This is a genomic window from Paracoccus sp. PAMC 22219 (assembly GCF_000787695.1).
GTDB lineage: Bacteria > Pseudomonadota > Alphaproteobacteria > Rhodobacterales > Rhodobacteraceae > Paracoccus.
This window is the reverse complement of the sequence record NZ_BBPH01000020.1, coordinates 19,483-36,128: the sequence shown is the minus strand read 5'-3', so window position 1 is coordinate 36,128 and position 16,646 is coordinate 19,483. Positions and strand designations below refer to the sequence as shown.

Sequence of the window (16,646 nt, the reverse complement as noted above, 5' to 3'; positions counted from 1 at the left end):
CCCGGTCTGCGCGCGGTCTGGTCACACGATCTGCGACCTGGCGCGCTGCTCAACCGTTTTGCCGAACGAGCGGAGGCCAACCTTCCCGGTTCCCTCATAGAGGCAACGCCCCCCGGCGGCAGCATCGCGCTTGGGCGCTCAGCCGGCTTGATGCCGAGACTGCCGGCATGACCCAGGATCAGCTCAATGCGATCTTCGAGGCCAATGGCCAGTCGATCAATGTATGCGCCGAGGCCACAGATCCCCAGAAGGCGCGCCAATTTGCGCAGGTGGTGCGTGACTTCTGCGTGGCGATCCTCAGGCGGCCTGCCGCACCCAACCCAGCCCTGACCTTTCGGTCGTCGATGAGCGCGCTGGACCGGCACGAGCTGGTCCTGGCAATGTCCGCCTTTGGCTTGCCGATCATTGACAAGTCGGGCCCGACCTATTCGGAGCCCGAAGAGCAGCTGCGTCTGCGCGACGTCCTACCGGGCTACGCCTCGCACCATCCGGGCGCGATGGCGTTGCACGAATTAACGCTGACCAGCCTCGGCGGCAGCCTAGCTCACGATACTGGCGTCGAAACGTTGAACGCACCCTTCTATTGGCGTGACGGTCGGGAAGTCTACGACGCGACCAGCGTTGAGCGATGGCAGCATACGATCGCTCTCGGCCGCGACGTGACTTCCGAGGTGGTATACAAAGGTTACCTGTTCCCCCTAGGGATCCGCGCTGCGCTGGTGAAGGTCACGGAGCGAATCTTCTATGTCGATCTTGCCAATGGCGGGCAGATCACCGCCCCGCTCCGGCAGCGGATGTTCATCCGCGTGGCCAACCCTGAAAAGCTTTATCCTGCGATCAAGATGCCGGCACAGGGGCGGCGCTTCCCCGTCGACCGGCTGACCTTGCTGACCACGACGACGCCTGACATCGTAGACCCCTATTCTGACAGCGGAGAACATAACGACATTGCACTGCCCTCGGGTCGGCTGAGGCTGCCGAACACCAAAGGCTGATCTTCTGGCCTCGCACGCTGAAGGATCCGCTCGGCAACATCCGCTTCGAAATGGATATCGACGGCGTCAAGACAAACCTGCCGATGATCTTCGTCAGCAACCTCGCCGTGTCGAACCAAGAGACTGTAAGGGAGCTGGTGACCTACTATAATGATCCCGAACGAGTGCCGTCTCCAGACTTGGGAACAAATCAGGTCACTGTTGAACCCCTCCGCCATTTGCGCACGATTCTCTTTAGCGGGGCGGATCGGCGCTATGCGGCCGAGCGCGAGGTCGGTAGCGCAACCTACCAGACCGACCATTGGACCCTGCGTGCCAACGGAGAGAGGATCGGCGAGACCGTCGCCAGTGGAGCGCCGGTCGTAAGCTACCGCTTCGATACCTCAAATCACCTATTCGACCAGGTCCTGCAATCGGCCGACCAGCCACCCTTCTATCCTGCGATCGAGGTCGCCCGGATCCACCTGACGCAGTCCGAACGCCTGATGGGCAAGGTACTGGGCCCCAAGCGCGTCACCTTCGATGCTCGTTACATCCAGCACGGCATCGTGCTGCCGGAAGGGGACGCATCCTTGCGCACACCGCAAAGCGCCGTTCCCGAGCCGAATGCCCGCGAGGTGGTATTGGCCCTCTTGGACAAAACATGGCTGAAGATGGAGGAAAAGGGTGACCACTCCGGCGGCGTGTTCCGCCCCGACGCCCAGATTGTAGCGCTATCGCCGCCTAAAGGGGCGCTCACGCTCAACACCTATACCCCGATCACGCTCGTAGGAAAGAACGACGACCTTCTGCCGGACGTAGCGCAATACTTCCTTACTGCCTCGGAAGCGGCGGGCAAGCTGCCGCCGACCAAGGGCGACCTCACCGATTCAGTCCAAGACATGACCGTCGACGTGCAGGAGGAGGTGCGGGTGCTCTACCAGAAGCTCTTCACCTGCGAATCCAAGATCCTTGGGCTGGTCTGCCTGCCTGACTTGATCAAGCTAATCCGCCGTTTCGCCCCGCCCGGCAAGGGCGTCCCATTGCTCAACGAGGTCAAGCAGTTCGGCAATGCCGGGGCCGAGGCCGCAAACACAGTGCGCGAAGAGGTCGTGTTGCCGTTGTCCGGCGCCGTCCGGCGGGTGCGCCAAGAATGGGACGAGATCGACCGCGCCATCGCCAAGACGCTGCCCGGCACCGACATTCTCGGGGAGGGCGTGATCCGGGTGCGCGACGTCTTCCCTGACCTCTTCGCCTCTCTGGTGGAACTCGACGCGGCGCTGGCGCGCGCAGTCGGGACCACTGATCCGGTCGAATTCGCGCTGGAGCTCAGCGCCTGCTACGCGGCCGGGCAACGCTTCCTGGCAGCGATCAAGCGCGCCGCCGCGGACCCCAAAGCCGCGATCGACGATGCACTTTCAGCCAAGTTCGGAGAACTGCTGGCGCTCTTTAAGGCGATCGATCAGGGCCTCGGGCCTCTGATAATTGGGCTGTTGACCAAAGCTTTGGAACTCGAGGGCAATGCCATCGCGGACAAGGTAACAAAGCGCCTGGTCGCGGGGCTTGACAGCGTGATCGACACAATCGCCGCCTCGGTCGCGCGGCCGACGCTGATCGCGCTACCGGTGCCGGCAGATCCCAATCGGTACGACTGCCTCGAACCGCTCCTCCCGTTCAAGGAAGATGTCGGCGTGGTCCTGAAGTCGATCAGCGCGGCTTACGCCAAGGAAGTCACGCTCGCTGCCGTCAAGCATCCCCACCTGCCCGAGCCCGAGCCCGATGACGTGCTTAAAGCATGGCTGGAGGAAGAAGAGCCGCTGTTCGGCGACAGTCTGTTTGCAGTCACCAGGGAAGATCTGGCGGACGCAATAGACAGCGCGAAGACCGTAATTGCGGACGCTTTCCCGTCCAACGCGACACTAAGGACAGAGCTGCAGGCGCAGATCGATGCACTGGCCCAGATAATCAATGCACAAGCGACGGACCTCTTTGAGGGGGAAGAGGAGAAGCTGCGTCGCGGCACACATGCACACCAAATCCGGACTCGCTACCTGGTCAGCGTGATCCTTGGCTTTGCCAGCGACCCAGACATGCTCATTGAGTGTCTGCCGCGCGTCGATCCGAGGTTTCTGCACGATCTGTTCGACTACCTTGCAAAGCTGATCGGATCGCCCGATTTAGACCCGCCCAATTTGTTGCCTGACCTTTCGGCGCTGATGGATCCAATCTTGCGGATGCTACGCGCCTTGGCCGAGCTGGTCCGGACGCTGCTCACAACCGATCTGCCGGGAATCCTCCACGCGCTTGGTCGCATTTTTGGCGAGATTCGTCTGCCGCTGCCGAATTGCACCGAGCTGGAGCAGGTCTGGAACCTGACCACGGGGTTAATGGTCAAGATAACCGCCGTGGCCGAGGATGCTGACCTGTGCCCGCCCGACTGGGGCGGTCCGGCAGCTGGTCGAACAACAGAAGCTTTCATCGAGGACCTTGAGGATGTGGCCGCCCTGCCCGGCGGCATGTCCGCCTCGCTCTGCCGGTTCTATCTAGGAGGCGCCGTAGAGGCCGAACGGCTGCGCCAGACCATCGCGAAGGAGGGGACCTCCTCCTACGTGGGTGCGGTCAGCGCGTTTGTCAAAAAGGCGGAGGGCATCTCTGACATTCCGATCGAGGCGAAAACGGCTATCGCTCAGCTCGAGGCGGGCCGGGCCGAGACCGTGGAGGGACTGGCGGAAATCCGCGATGCGCTGAAGGCAGGCTATATGGCCGTCGTGGCCGACAGCGCCGCGCTGCGCCGCACCATTCAGGATATGCGGCGCATCTCGACATTGCAGGTCTGCGAGAGAGGCGCGATCGCGACCGAGTTCCTAGAACAGATCCAGGCACTCGCCAACCTTCCTCGCGACGTCCAGCGCCTGGCCGATCGGCGCAAGGCCCTAATGGAGACGATCCTCAACAATCAGCGGCTGCTTTTCGTCAAGTTGCGTCGGCTTGATAAGTTGGCCGAAAAGGGCGAACTGACCCTGCCACTGATGGCGGGCGGCACTGCCTATCTGTTGTCGACGGGCCTGTTGGTCCGGGACTCCACCAACACGCTGCAACCACCCGTCTGGACCGAGAAGATCGATACAGAATACGCGGCTCTACGGGGCCAGATCGAGGCGGCCTCGGAGGCAGTCCAGGCACTGGCGGAGGGGATCGCGCTGGCGCTCTGCACTCTTGGTGGGCAGGCGGTTGCGCTAATCGAGCAGTTGACCGCAGCCGAGGCGGACCTGAGGGTAGGCCTCAGCACGTTACGGGCCCAGGCTAAACTCCTCCCGCCCCCGGTCCGCGCCATCGTCGAGAGGATTGCGCGGGAGGCTGATTTTGACGGCGCGCTGTCCGAGATCGGCCGAACCAAGGACCGGCTGAATCAAGTACGGACGATCCTGATCGCGCTCTGCGACCCGATGAACGTCAAGCCGGTCGCATTGCCAAAAGTGACGGGATTAGCCGCCCTCTTTGTCGCGAAGGCGGGCGCGCCGCCAGTCGATCTGGTTGCCCCTGCCACTGGATCCGCCTTGCTGGACGATTTGGTCGCGGGAGGGTACAGGGTATCGAGAGCACTTGCCCCCGTTATCGACCAAATCCGCACCATCGTTGAGGCCGGACCGCAGGCCGCGCTGCTTGACCAGCTAGGCCCGATCCTAAAGCTGATCATTCAGGACGGCTACGATCTGGGCGTCCCGACCTTTACAAACGGTGCGGGCAAGACCAGCGTCCTATCCGTCTACGAGACGCTCCAAAAGCGGCGCGACCAGTTGCTAAGTTCAGAACTGGTAGAGACCCTTCGGCTCGAGCAGCCGTTCCTAGTCTTGCCGGATGCCGCACGACAGGCGATTGGGACCTATTCACCGGCCTTGACCGACAAGGCCTTGAATAACCATAACGACCAGCTCGCTGGGGACGTCGCTTGGCTTAGGGCGGCTGGAGACGGGAGACTCTCGGCTGCCGAGGCAGGCTTCCTGCTAAAATTCGCCCAGGAATGGGGCGACGTTGGCTCGACCCCAATCAGGATTCTCCACAAGGTCGGCGACGTCATCGAAGATCTGTTCTCGGGCCGAATCTATAAGTTCATCGATTTTTCCCGATTGCGCGAGGAATTTGAAGACCAGCTCCTCGCCTTGGTGCCAACCAAGGTCGAGATGTCCTACGGCTTTGAGATGGAACTAGGCTCCGAAGTCGCCTCTGCGACGATGGGAATATTCCGCCCCGGCCCCGGGACCGCACTTGGCGTCGACCTCAAGATCGCCATGGATCTGGCTCAGATCGTCACCGCGAACGGCCCGCCGCAAGTCGAATTTCTTTCGATCGGGACGCTTGGTCCGTTCGACATTAAGTTAGTCGGCGATCTGTTCGACGCGCTCACGCTGAAATTCGCCGCGGCCCGGTTCGAAACTCGAAGCGGCGACAAGCCGCGGCTTGATATTGCCTATATCGGCCACGAAATCGGGCCCGAGCTAAAGTTCGTCGAAAAGCTTCAGAATTATCTGGCGCCGAAAGACGGTTCGGGCGCGATCTTGAATTTCGACAGCGCTATTCCCGGGATCGAGTCAGGATACCGTTTGCAACTTGGCGACTTCTCTGTGGGAAACCTCGCCTTCACCAATGTTGGGCTTGAAGCGACCGCGATCCTGCCGTTCTCGAACCGGGACGCGGTGTTCAAGGCATCCCTCTCGAGCCGAAGCTCGCCCTTCACTCTGACCTATGCGCCCTATGGCGGTTCGGGTTTCTTCGCGATTTACGCCAATACCAACGGCATCATCGGGTTCGAGGCGGGCTTCGAGTTCGGCGGCTCTGCGGTCTTCGCCTTTGGACCGTTGACGGGGCAGGGTCGCCTGATGACGGGCGTCTATATCAAGCAGCAAAAATCCGAAAGCGGAACGGTCACCGACATTTCGATGACCTTTATCGCCGAAGGGTCGGCGGCGATCTGGATTTTCCATTTCGGCGCCTCTCTCAGCCTAAAGATGGGGATGCAGGACGGAAACATGACTGGTGAGGCGACCTTTGCCTTCAGTTTCTCGATGGGGCTCGCTGACTATGAGTACAGCATCAAGATGCAAAAATCTGAAGGCGAAGGCTTTTCCGGCCAGCAATCGGCCGATGGCCGAAGAACGACTCAATTTGCCCAGCTTGGAGGAGATCTCCAAGCGCCAACCGGCAGGGCGAACTCCTATGAGGCCATCATTCGAAAGGACGCAGTCTGCCAGGCCGCAGATTGGCGGACGTTCCAAACCTATTTCGACGAAATTACTCCTCCACAGGATTATTTCTAATGCGCAACCTCACCAATCTAGACAACGGGACATCATTCGACCCAATTTTCGTCGAGCCTAAGCTTCGGATCATTCCAAACGGAGCGACGCGGAACGGTGACGAGATCACGTTGAAGGCCACGCTTCTTCTGTCGCCTGTCCCCGACGCAACCGGGACCAGCACGCTCACCCTGCGCGACTGGCCCGGATGCGTTGCCGAACTCCTCGCGCTCAAGGAGGACAAAACTTTCCTTAATGTTACCGCCCAGTTCACACCGACTCCGACAGACGATGCCTGTGCCCCACCACGTCCCAACGCCGTCAAACATCCGCTGCGTCCGGTAGCGCCAGCGCTTTTTGAGGCGATGCGCAAAGAGCGGGGATCTCTGAACGACATCTGGCGCGATTCGCTAGTACCCGACGGCCTCGACAAGGACGCCGCCTGGTGGCACCTGGCTAAGACGCTGAAAGCGACACAAGACGGCAACCGCGTCGCGCCTGGTAGTGGGTTCAGTGCGGACACGCCGCCTTCGGAACCAATTGCTCCCCCGCAAGGCGCCCATGGCCAAATCCTGCCAACCAAGGTGGCCGACCAGCGCGAGTGCTATGCGATCCTGGGGACGGGACTTGCCGAAACAGCGGTCGCCCTTGAGCTGGGGCGCGCACGCGAATGTCTCGAAACGCTGGCAGACAAGGGCGCACTGACCAAGCGCATACCTGACCCTGCGCCGGATTTGATCTCGAAGGTAGCAAAGGTCGAACTGACCTCGCAAGACAAGGCGGTGATTGCGAATGCGAATGTATCAGTCGAAATCAAGCTCGCGCTGCTAGGCAAGACCATCGAATTGAGGGTGTCCGAGCCCAACTCGTCCTCGCTCATGTCGACCGAGGGGCGCTACTTCCAAGCGGTCGATCTCTTCGAAAGGAAACTCTTAGCCGAGGCCCAAGCTCGCTCCATCTTGCCCGCAGAAAGGACGATCGAGACGCTCCGCAAAGACCTTCCGGATGCATTAGTCGCCGCACGAAAAGCTAGGTTTGAGGCCGTGCGCGCTGCCGAGGGCAAGGCCCGGTTCGACGCCTTGTCGAAAGAAATGCAATTCGACCGGAAGAAGTCTTGGGATCTGTTTAGGGGTAAGGAAGGCGGCACTGAAGCTGATGTGTGCTGCTTTGACGCAACTACGCCGGAACGTCTTGTGCAGGACCGCAGGCTTCACTCCGACACGCTCACCAAGTCGCTGCAGCGGGCAGAGTACGGGCGTTGGCCGAGCTACCTTTCCGATCGCGACACGGCGCGGGACGTCACTGCTGCCGCCCCCGACCCTGGAGCGGAGTCCCAAGCCGAAGCCGAGCTGCGCGCATTGGTCGGCCAAGCCTATTTTGGGATTGAGAGCAATCCCGGCCTTGCCCGGATCTTCGGTCTTGCAGTGGATGTAGAGTTCAGCTTTCCCGCACCGGAGAGCGACCAGCGCTATGGCCTGATCACGGCCTACCTGAAGGCGCCGTTCCAAGAGGCTACAGGACGTAAGATACATACCCGAGTCAAGCTCTTCAGCGACAGTTCCCGCAATATCGGCCGTGTTTGGGGTTGGCCGGTGAGTTCGGCCGAGGTCCGATGCTGGGCCAAGTCTCCGACCAAGGACGCGGACCTGCCAGCGGAGTGCCTGTCGCAATATGATGGAGTAATTGTGATGGGTGGTGTGCCGGTCAACGGCATCACACTGCCGCGGTTCGATGTCGCCACGCTTAACGTCGGCGCCGCGCTCGAGGCTGAGCGCAACTGGCTAGACTCGGTTCGCGCGTCGCACGAACAGTCCGTCACTCAAAACATGGAAAAAGACCTCCTGTTCGTTGGGCCAGATTACCAGTCGGACGGCCTGACCCTGCTGAACCGCGCTGCGGTCGGTGACGCAGTGCGCAAGCTGCGGCGGCTGGCCACCAAACAAAATCCCAACGGGAACTGCGAAGAGACTGGTATCTCCGGCGACGAGGAGTATGTCATCCACGACGCAGAAGACGTTACCAATGGCTACCGCCTGCTAATTGGCGCGCCTGTCAGCCCCGGCCAAGCCAACGCTCCGGCCTCTGAGCCCTCCAGTTTCTTGATGCCGACGCAATGGCGCTCGCTTATGGGCCGGACCGTGCGCTATGGCGGGTCGGGGAAGGGCGGCCAGCTGGTCGAAGACTTGCTGGCGATCGCCGTAGGCCCTGCAGGCTCGCCCGAACGGATTGCACTGGAAAGTGCGATGCAGGCGGTTCCAGCGCGTGACATGCCTACCGGTAACGTCTCTGGAGCCGCGGATGCAGTAGTCGAGACCATCGTCGACGAAACCTTCGGCCATTGGGATGGCAGTCCCGGCGGCGTTGCCTGCGCCGAAGTAAAAGGCCCGCCGACAGAGATCGCCGACAGCAACTGCTTTGGCCGCCGCATCGACGTCCCTCGACAGGCCGGAACCGACCGACCTCCAAATCTGCGCAATGGACGTCCCTACCGCTTTGCCCTGCAGGCCGTATTCTCCGGCGGGCGGGCTGTTTCGGTGACTGACATCCCGGTCGAGACTCCGGAAGCCAACGGCGTTACCGGCCGGCTATATTACCCCTCACGCGCAATTGCCAAACATGGCGTTACCAATACCGCCCGCGTGGCTCCGTATTTCCGTGCACTACGCCACTCGCGACTGGGGGCACCAACGATTCTGCTTCCCAGCGGCCATGCGACACGGGAGAACACACCAATGGGCTACGACAGCTCGGGCAAAATAATCGTGCGTACCATTCGCGGCGACGCCGAGGCGCGGGACCAAGGCCGGGCGACGCCCCGAATTGCTCAACGGCTGGTCTTGGTGCCGAGCCTGCCCCAGGCGGCAGTCGCGCGGCATCTGGCCCAGGACACCAAGCAGGGCGTCTTGGACACACGACCAGTCTCAGGCGGGGCGCCGACTGGCGCCCTCGCAGATCTCACATACGACCTTTTCCGCGCTTCGGGATTTCCGGTGGCCCAGACAACAACCGTGCGCGGGATCGACGGCCGTCGCTACCTGCGATCGCGCCAAATCGTCGCTGGAGCAGGCCCCGACGCGATCGAACCCGACATGGAGGAGGCCAATGCTGTCTATCAGCCGCGCAACGGCACGCGTGCGACAACTTATTACCCTGATCCCGCCGCAGATTACTTAGTGCTGCGGCTGCGCCGCGCCCGGGCCGAAACGGGCGAGCGACCACCGCTAGAAGGCACACCGCTGGCGATCCCGCTTACCGGTTCCTATCCGGAGCTGCGCCGCGTCCTGCTGAGCTTGCGGACCAATACGAGCGATCGCCGAATCGACGCGACGCCATCGCAGCAGGCGATCATGGTTAATCGCGGCTTACGATACATCAACGCCGCCCGCTCGGGCGATATCGCCGGCGATGTTTGGATGCGCGACCAGGCGCACGAGATCGCTTTCCAGCTCTTTCCCGGAGAGCATTTCGCACTCGACCTCTGGCTGGTCCCCTCGGCTTGGCGGCTCGCGCACGATTTTGCGCTGATCCAGAGCATGGCAGCCAGCCTCGCCTGCAACCGCCGGTCGCAATCTCCGCGAGACCTGGTCGACGCGGTGATCGGGGGGCTGAACGATGCTGGGCTCTATGGCGCGCCCTGGCAGGAGATGGTCGCCGCGCTCGAAGACATCGCCCGCGGCGCCGATGAAGGCATCCGCTACGTTGGACCGGGCGGCATGATCGTGCCCGGAACTAAGATCCTGCAACTGCTCGGCACGGCGGTGCACAAAGCGATGCTCTGCCATCCAGTGCACGAGATCTCGGCGGTACGGCGAGTCGACTTGATCCATGCCACCAACCGTCACGACGTGGCGCCCTTTGCCGAGAGTCTGCCGCCCGGATCCGACCCGTTTCCGGCTGCGGTGGTAGGACCAAGGGCCGCCGCGACTCCTATCCGGGTGACCACGCCCCGCGTAGAGCCCATGCCGCTTCGCGCGGTGCGCCCGGCCACGCTCGGAAATCCGGTTGCGGGGATCAGCGACACCACGGCGATTGCCAGTGGATCAAAGCATTTCGTCCTCAAGGGCAGCGTGACAGTCGATCTCGAACGGATCGACACGCTTGAAATCCTGGCCCGTACTGTCTCCCCCGATAGCGCCGTCTTCGACGACCCCAAGCGCGGTCGGTCGCTTGCACATCGGCTAGCCGGCACTTGGCCAAAGGCGCTAGGAGGCGATGCCGAGGGCATCCTGCGCCAAGCCCAAGACATCTTTGGCTTCAAGCTCGCAGCCGATGGGCGGGTCGCATTGCAGGATGCCGAAATCATGCTGTTGCGGATCGACGACATTCCCCCGACCCAAGCCGGCGGCGCGGTCACGGTAATCGACTTAGAACGCTACTTCCTTGAGCCGCCCGCGTCGGTGACTGCGCCGGTGGACACCCACACCCAAGCAGAGGTCTTCCCAAAGCCGCTTGGGCGGGTCTCGTGCCGGCACCTGTTTCCCGACGGCAAGGCACGACGTTTGAAAGTTCAGATCAATGGCTTGGCCCGCACGGCAGAGATGATGACGACCGCGCCGCGCGAACTGGGGCAGGGCGACCCTTGGTTGAACACCGACGGGATCGTGCATCGGGTCGGTGAATTGCTCGACCCTCAGCCCTTGCCGCGCCGCTTGATGGAAGCCTTAAGCCTCTCCTGCGAGGTCATTCTGCCCGCCACGATCCGGCCGGCTGCTCTCCTCGCATTGTCAGCGACCCATGCTATCGAGCGCGAGCGCCAGATTCTAAACGGTCCTTCCGGTGCGCTGCAGATCCGAGTCGACCAGCGCGCTCGTACGCGGCTTAGGTTCGGACGGGGCTGGTTCTCCAGCGGCGTAGACGAGCGGCTGGGTATTGTCACTTGGCCGCCGAACCAGGCGGCCGCTGACGAGCCTCGACTGGCGGTCAACCTGGTGCCGCTTCGTAGCGATCCACCCTCGGTCGGCCGCTTCCCCAGCCTCAACCCCGAGGGGTGTCTTGCCGTCCCCCTCGGCGACCCAGGGATACCGGAAGAGGAGGACCGCACTGCAGCCATACCAAATTTCGACGATGCTGACTTGGGACCCGGCGGCCGTTTTGTCACCCGCCGCGGCATGGACCCCACCCGGATCCCCGACGGCAAGGTCCATGGCGGCGAGACCCAGATCTTACTCTCTAAAGAAGCATTCCCCGATCTTTGGCGCCATCCGGCCGATCCGAACCTTGCCGAATACGTCCCTCATGCTTGGATCCCGCTAGGCGACGCTCCCGAGACCGGCGGGGCAGGAAGTGCGGTAATGGAGACTCCGGCCGAGATCGCCGAGGCACTGCCGCCTACGACTACGGCGATTGATACTGTCCCGCAGATGGCGTGCGGCCTGATCGCCTATATGCCGCGCTTTGATCCAGTTGCTGAGGAGTGGTTCGTCGATGTCCATTTGCGCCCCGGGCGCCGTGCCGATGAGATCGTTCGATTTGGCCTCCTGCGCTATCAGCCCCATACCCGCCCTGACCTTCGCTGTTCGCGCCCAGTGGCGGTGCAGGCACAGCCGCTCCCCGATCGCCGTGTTGAGATCGCGCACCAAGACGGCACGCTGACAGTGACCATGGAAGGCCCGGTCTCGATCGGACGGCTGCACGAACACGGATTACGTCCGGACCAAATCCATATTGCTGAGCGTTCCAGTTCGATCCTAAGGGTCACCGCCTTCGTTAGCGGCGTTGCACCGAATGGTACCCAAACGCACGAAGACATCTCACTCGACACCCTAGCAATCTCGTCCGCCAATCAGGACAACCTTGTAACCACCCGCCCAGATCGGAGCCGTATCGAGGTGATGCCCCGGGGCCAAGTGTGGACGGTGCGCTTGCCGCTTGGCGATATCCAACAAGAACCCGGAACCCGACTCAACCTTAGGATCGAGGAAATCGAGTACTGGCTCCCAGCTAGTTACGAGGGCCTGATCCGCGAACCAATCGACCCGCTGGCGACACATTGGCTGCAACAGAATATCTGGCGCGAACGCAATTCAGGCCTCGACTTGACCGAAGAGGTCACCGCGCTAATCGACGGCAATTCTGCTGCACTGAATGGAAGGATTTCATGTATCGATCCCTGATGCGGCGCGATGTCTGCCTGGGGGCTTCCGGCGGCGGCGCTGTCCTTTCAGCTCTGGGTTGAGCCCAATGGCCCGACTTCCTTCGCCGAACAAGGGATCGATGCGCTAGGGCATATCTCATATCAGGCATCAAGCTTCAGGATTCCTAGCCAGTATGGAATGCAATTCTCTTTTGCTGAGGCAGAGATGGAGATCTGATAGGAAAGCCACATCCATTGGAGCTTTGGACGCGGGTCGTGACCTATGTGGACGAAAGGGATGGGCATCGCGAGGCGGAGCGGCACTTTCAGGTCTTGCCAAAATTTGTCAACGATCTGGTGAAGCTGCGACGCGAAGCCAGATTGTTGACACTGAGACAGCAAGGCAATGGCGGCGGGCACGGGAGGCTGGTGGGCGTGGCAGGTTAGCTCAAGGCGCGTGTCACGGCCAAAGGCGAGATCACGCTCAATGAACTGGTGGCTGAACTGGCTCAAACCCACAGCATCGTCGTTTACTGAGCCACTGTCTGGCGAATGTTGCGCGGGCTCGGATTGACACACAGAAAAAGCCCTGCAGGCGCTTGAACAGAAGCGCTAGGATGTTGCTGGCCTGCGTCATACTTGGATCGCAAGGCACCAACCTTTCATGGCCAACCATCTGGAGCAGCTGGCCTTCCTTATGAGATCGGGCTCAAGACCAACATGACCAAGACCACCGGCTTGTCGCCTTGCAGGCAACGTTTCGTGGATCATGCGCCGTTTGGACGTTGGCGGAGCCAGACCTTCATTGCAGCGCTACGCCATTACCGGCCGGACGCACCTTGGATGATCGACAGGGCGATGAACGCCAATGCTCGAACTTTATAACAGAACCCAACTCGTCCCCACGCGACATCGTCATCTTGGAAAACCTCTCCAGCTATAAAAGCCCTGCCGCTGCGGCTGCACTGCATGATGTCGGCGCGTGGTTCTTGTTCCTGCCGCAATACAGCCCCCATCTCAAGGCAATTGAAATGGCATTTTCCAAGCTCAACGCTCTTGTCAGAGAAGCTGCCGCACGGACCTACGATTACCTATGGGCCGAGGTCGGAAAAGTCTGCGACCTGTTCTCCGACAAGGAATGCTACAACCAATTCAAAGCCGCTATGAGATCGATTGAGTGCAACCGGCCCTAGAGACGAATACTTGATCTCACCAAGGCAGAACTACGGCTCCTACAGGTATACCTGCCAAAAAGACAAAACGCGATTGCGGGTGGGGCTACAAAATGAAATGTCCCTGATCGTCACTTCCCAAGCTATGGCTGCGACCGGCAAGATAAGCTGCTTGCGGCTTCCAGGTCCGCGCGCAAAACTGACATGCAAGCACGGCGCATCTCCTCCGCCGTTCTGGTATCGCGCATTTCAGCGAGCCCCTCGCGGGTCAGGCGCAACTGATCCTCGATCTCAACTCTCATCCGGACGATTTCTCTGTATCGATCGTTTGCATTGGAAAAGTTTTTTATCGCGAGAATGACGCCGACAGAGCTAAGAACCTTCGAAGCAACGCTCGATACTTGAGCTGATCGTCGACTTAGGGCATATGCGTCTTCGCCCATAGAAGATAGTACGCCGCTTGTTCGATCGAGTCCGACGCCTGTTACAATCTCAAACGCCGACCCATCCGCTGGCGCTGTCAAAGTATCGGCCAGCATAATAGTTCCAGTGAAGACGATCGAGCCGGCGAATAACAAAACAACTGCAGAGCCGCTGACGGCTAAGCCCGCCGCAAAAAAACCGATCGAACCAACCGCATTGGCATAGGCGACAACTTGACGGCGGCGCTCCGCGGTTTCGTTGGCCATTGCTGCAGAGAGGGCTGCCTCAAAGCTGGAGATCCGCTGCTCCATCTGTGGAATTGCTGTGAGGGCCGCGGTTAAAGCCCAAGCCGTTGCATTCGTCGCCTCCTGCTCCGCGCGTATGATCATCGCCGAGATGATACTGCAGCCTTGATCCTGCTGAGAAAGTAAGAGCCGCGGCTTTGTAAGTAGCGCTCCCGTCACGCCACAAAAAAGCATTCGCCTTGTGCCGTCAATCATGCTCATCTCCACAAAAAGAATAAACTACAACTGCTAGTGTTTTACGCCTACGACATGAAGCCTATCAGGGAAGCGGCAAGAATGCCCCCGCCACGGCCTGAGTGTTTCTCTTACGCTCCGGAAGGGGGATCTGCTGCTAAGCGGCCCCCGACTAACTCTAAGTTTCGACAGTGGTGGCTGACCAAAAATCAAACTTCCCAAAGCAAATTCTAGGAACCTTATGTTAACAGAAATCGGCTTGATTAAAAACATTAATAAGACCAAAGGTAGTAAAAATAACCCATTTTTTTACTCATAAATATAAATCCGCCAGAATCGCTTGGGGTTGTTTTGCGTCAACTATCCCAAATTCGTGATGACTGTATTGACCGCAGCTAGAATTTACCGGGGTTGCGCGTCTAGAAAAATTTTCAATCAGAGAGTGCCTTTTCAGCCTGTTTCCAAATGAAATAACCAATATCGCCAGCCTGTGCGCGATCAGCTGCGGACTTTGCACGTGCTCGATGAAGGGAAGAGCTGAACGACTTTTGTTCGTCAAGACTTGACCATGTTGGCAAAGATTGCCATGATTATAGAGAATAGTCCGATGGAGCTTCTGATGGCCACGATGAACGTCTCAATCCCCGATCCCATGAAGGTGTGGGTTGAAGAGCGGGCCCGCGGGGGCAGCTTCAGCAATGCCAGTGACTACGTTCGGCATCTGATCCGGCGTGACCAGGAACGCGCCGACGCAATCGGGCAGCTTCAGGCTGCTGTCACCGAGGGTCTGCAGAGCGGTGAGCCCCGGCCGTTCGATGCCAAAGCCTTCAAGGCGAAGATGCGCCACAAGCATGCCGGCTGAGGAGCGCTACAGTCTCAGGCTTACGCCCCAAGCTGAAGGCGACATGGAAGAGATCTGGCTGCACGGCGTGGCGGAGTGGTCACCCGAGCAGGCAGACAGATATGTCGACGGGATTACGGCTGTTTTCGATCTGCTCTGTGCCATGCCGGGGATCGCGCGAGAGCGTCCGGAGTTTAACCCGCCTGTTCGCATTCATCCCTCCGGGGCTCACTTGATCATCTATCGGACCATCGGTGACCGGCTTGATGTGCTTCGTGTTCTCGGAGGTCGTCAGAACTGGCCGATATTACTGGAGGTTCTGGAATGACCTCGGACTTTTTGCCCTCTTTTCCTAAGGGTCAGTTCCGGTTCGTGGCGCTTGATGTCGAAACCGCCAACAATGACCGCGGCAGCATCTGTCAGATCGGCGTCGCCTGCGTGCGGCCAGACTATTCGATCGAGACATGGATGACCTATGTCGATCCGCAGGTGGACCGTTGGATATTCACCTATCTGCATGGGATCAGCGCCACGACCGTGCAGGGTGCCCCGACATTCGCGGAGGTGCTGCCGGTTCTGCGCGAGGCGCTCATCGGGCACACGATCTATCAGCATTCAAGCTTCGACCGGAGTGCGGTGTCTGCCGCCTGTCACCACGCGAACCTTGCCGTTCCAGACTGGGAGTGGCGAGACAGTGTTCAGGTCGCGCGCCGCGCCTGGCCGGAACTGCGGGGAAATGGCGGCCATGGACTGGCCAGTCTCAAGCAGCATCTTGGTCTCGTCTTCGAGCACCATGACGCGGGCGAGGATGCCCGTGCGGCTGCAGAGGTCGTGCTGAGAGCGGAACGCGCACAGGTCGATAAACCTCGATATTCCACAGTATCTGCCGCAAGAAAGGCACGACATACCGAAGACTTTGATCTAATCGATGACGGCGATGACAGCCTGAATGTCACCACGGAGCGTGTGATCGGATGCCCTGCATCAACGGCCTCAGAACACGCTCAGTCACCCCGCGCTCTTGGAACGACAGAGATTACACAAGGCAATCTGAACAATAGCCACATCTACCTAAAAAGCTTCTTCGAGGCATTTCCGGAAGACACTATCGGCGGCTCAAACCGCACCTTGGCGGCCCCGCGCGAAATCACCGTGGACTGGGGTGGCGACGCTGCGGTCATGACCGATCTCGATGGTGCCAAGCGGTTTTTTCGAAAGCGGGGCTGGATCAGATCCTTCTTCGAACAGAACGACGTGCGGGCAGGGGACATGGTCTTGGTCGAAGAAATCGCGCCCTATAGCTATCGTATCATTGCGCAGCCGCGACAGAGGACTATCGAGGCGAGCGCTTCATCATGACGAATATCGAAAATGGCTGCTACCCTCTGAG

At 60.2% G+C, this 16,646-nt stretch carries 9 protein-coding genes; 7 read left to right on the top strand and 2 right to left on the bottom strand.

The window, feature by feature from the left end:
- Positions 1-167 precede the first annotated feature (167 nt).
- The 3 genes from TY51_RS03315 to TY51_RS03305 are packed head-to-tail and all read left to right on the top strand — an operon-like array spanning position 168 to position 12,381.
- Positions 168-995, top strand: a complete 828-nt coding sequence (locus tag TY51_RS03315; RefSeq protein ID WP_042245836.1) for a hypothetical protein — start codon at positions 168-170, stop codon at positions 993-995.
- Between the two features lie 50 nt (positions 996-1,045).
- A complete protein-coding gene (locus TY51_RS03310) occupies positions 1,046-6,289 on the top strand; it encodes a hypothetical protein (RefSeq protein WP_042245833.1) in 5,244 nt (1,747 codons plus the stop codon).
- Positions 6,289-12,381 carry a hypothetical protein gene (locus TY51_RS03305; protein WP_042245830.1) on the top strand — a complete coding sequence of 2,031 codons (6,093 nt, stop codon included), beginning with the start codon at positions 6,289-6,291 and terminating at the stop codon, positions 12,379-12,381. Before TY51_RS03310 ends, TY51_RS03305 begins: the two co-directional genes overlap by 1 nt.
- Before the next feature lie 122 nt (positions 12,382-12,503).
- Here TY51_RS03305 and TY51_RS03300 read toward each other — a convergent pair whose 3' ends face one another.
- Complete coding sequence (locus TY51_RS03300; protein ID WP_156117856.1) at positions 12,504-12,854, bottom strand: hypothetical protein; 351 nt, start codon at positions 12,852-12,854, stop codon at positions 12,504-12,506.
- Between the two features lie 326 nt (positions 12,855-13,180).
- Between TY51_RS03300 and TY51_RS03295 the strand changes: the two genes are divergently transcribed.
- On the top strand, positions 13,181-13,534 hold the full coding sequence (locus tag TY51_RS03295; protein ID WP_197054622.1) for a transposase: 354 nt from the start codon (positions 13,181-13,183) through the stop codon (positions 13,532-13,534).
- Between the two features lie 122 nt (positions 13,535-13,656).
- Here TY51_RS03295 and TY51_RS03290 read toward each other — a convergent pair whose 3' ends face one another.
- Positions 13,657-14,436, bottom strand: coding sequence for a hypothetical protein (locus tag TY51_RS03290; RefSeq protein ID WP_197054621.1), 780 nt, complete (start codon positions 14,434-14,436; stop codon positions 13,657-13,659).
- Positions 14,437-15,034: 598 nt separating this feature from the next.
- Here TY51_RS03290 and TY51_RS03285 point away from each other — a divergent pair.
- From TY51_RS03285 to TY51_RS20030, 3 genes are read left to right on the top strand one after another with little or no spacing between them, the layout of a single operon-like run.
- A complete protein-coding gene (locus TY51_RS03285) occupies positions 15,035-15,277 on the top strand; it encodes a type II toxin-antitoxin system ParD family antitoxin (protein WP_042245878.1) in 243 nt (80 codons plus the stop codon).
- The gene (locus TY51_RS03280; RefSeq protein WP_307534336.1) at positions 15,231-15,584 is read left to right on the top strand and encodes a type II toxin-antitoxin system RelE/ParE family toxin; all 354 of its coding nucleotides are present in this window, start codon (positions 15,231-15,233) and stop codon (positions 15,582-15,584) included. Before TY51_RS03285 ends, TY51_RS03280 begins: the two co-directional genes overlap by 47 nt.
- Positions 15,581-16,615 carry a 3'-5' exonuclease gene (locus TY51_RS20030; protein ID WP_052649720.1) on the top strand — a complete coding sequence of 345 codons (1,035 nt, stop codon included), beginning with the start codon at positions 15,581-15,583 and terminating at the stop codon, positions 16,613-16,615. Before TY51_RS03280 ends, TY51_RS20030 begins: the two co-directional genes overlap by 4 nt.
- The last annotated feature ends 31 nt before the right edge of the window (positions 16,616-16,646 follow it).

What these genes read in the sequence shown, in the direction of transcription:
- TY51_RS03305 (WP_042245830.1), top strand. Translation starts at nt 6,289, where the DNA reads ATGCGCAACCTCACCAATCTAGACAACGGGACATCATTCGACCCAATT.
- TY51_RS03290 (WP_197054621.1), bottom strand. Translation starts at nt 14,436, where the DNA reads ATGATTGACGGCACAAGGCGAATGCTTTTTTGTGGCGTGACGGGAGCG.
- TY51_RS20030 (WP_052649720.1), top strand. Translation starts at nt 15,581, where the DNA reads ATGACCTCGGACTTTTTGCCCTCTTTTCCTAAGGGTCAGTTCCGGTTC.
- TY51_RS03280 (WP_307534336.1), top strand. Translation starts at nt 15,231, where the DNA reads ATGCCAAAGCCTTCAAGGCGAAGATGCGCCACAAGCATGCCGGCTGAG.
- TY51_RS03285 (WP_042245878.1), top strand. Translation starts at nt 15,035, where the DNA reads ATGGCCACGATGAACGTCTCAATCCCCGATCCCATGAAGGTGTGGGTT.
- TY51_RS03315 (WP_042245836.1), top strand. Translation starts at nt 168, where the DNA reads ATGACCCAGGATCAGCTCAATGCGATCTTCGAGGCCAATGGCCAGTCG.
- TY51_RS03310 (WP_042245833.1), top strand. Translation starts at nt 1,046, where the DNA reads ATGGATATCGACGGCGTCAAGACAAACCTGCCGATGATCTTCGTCAGC.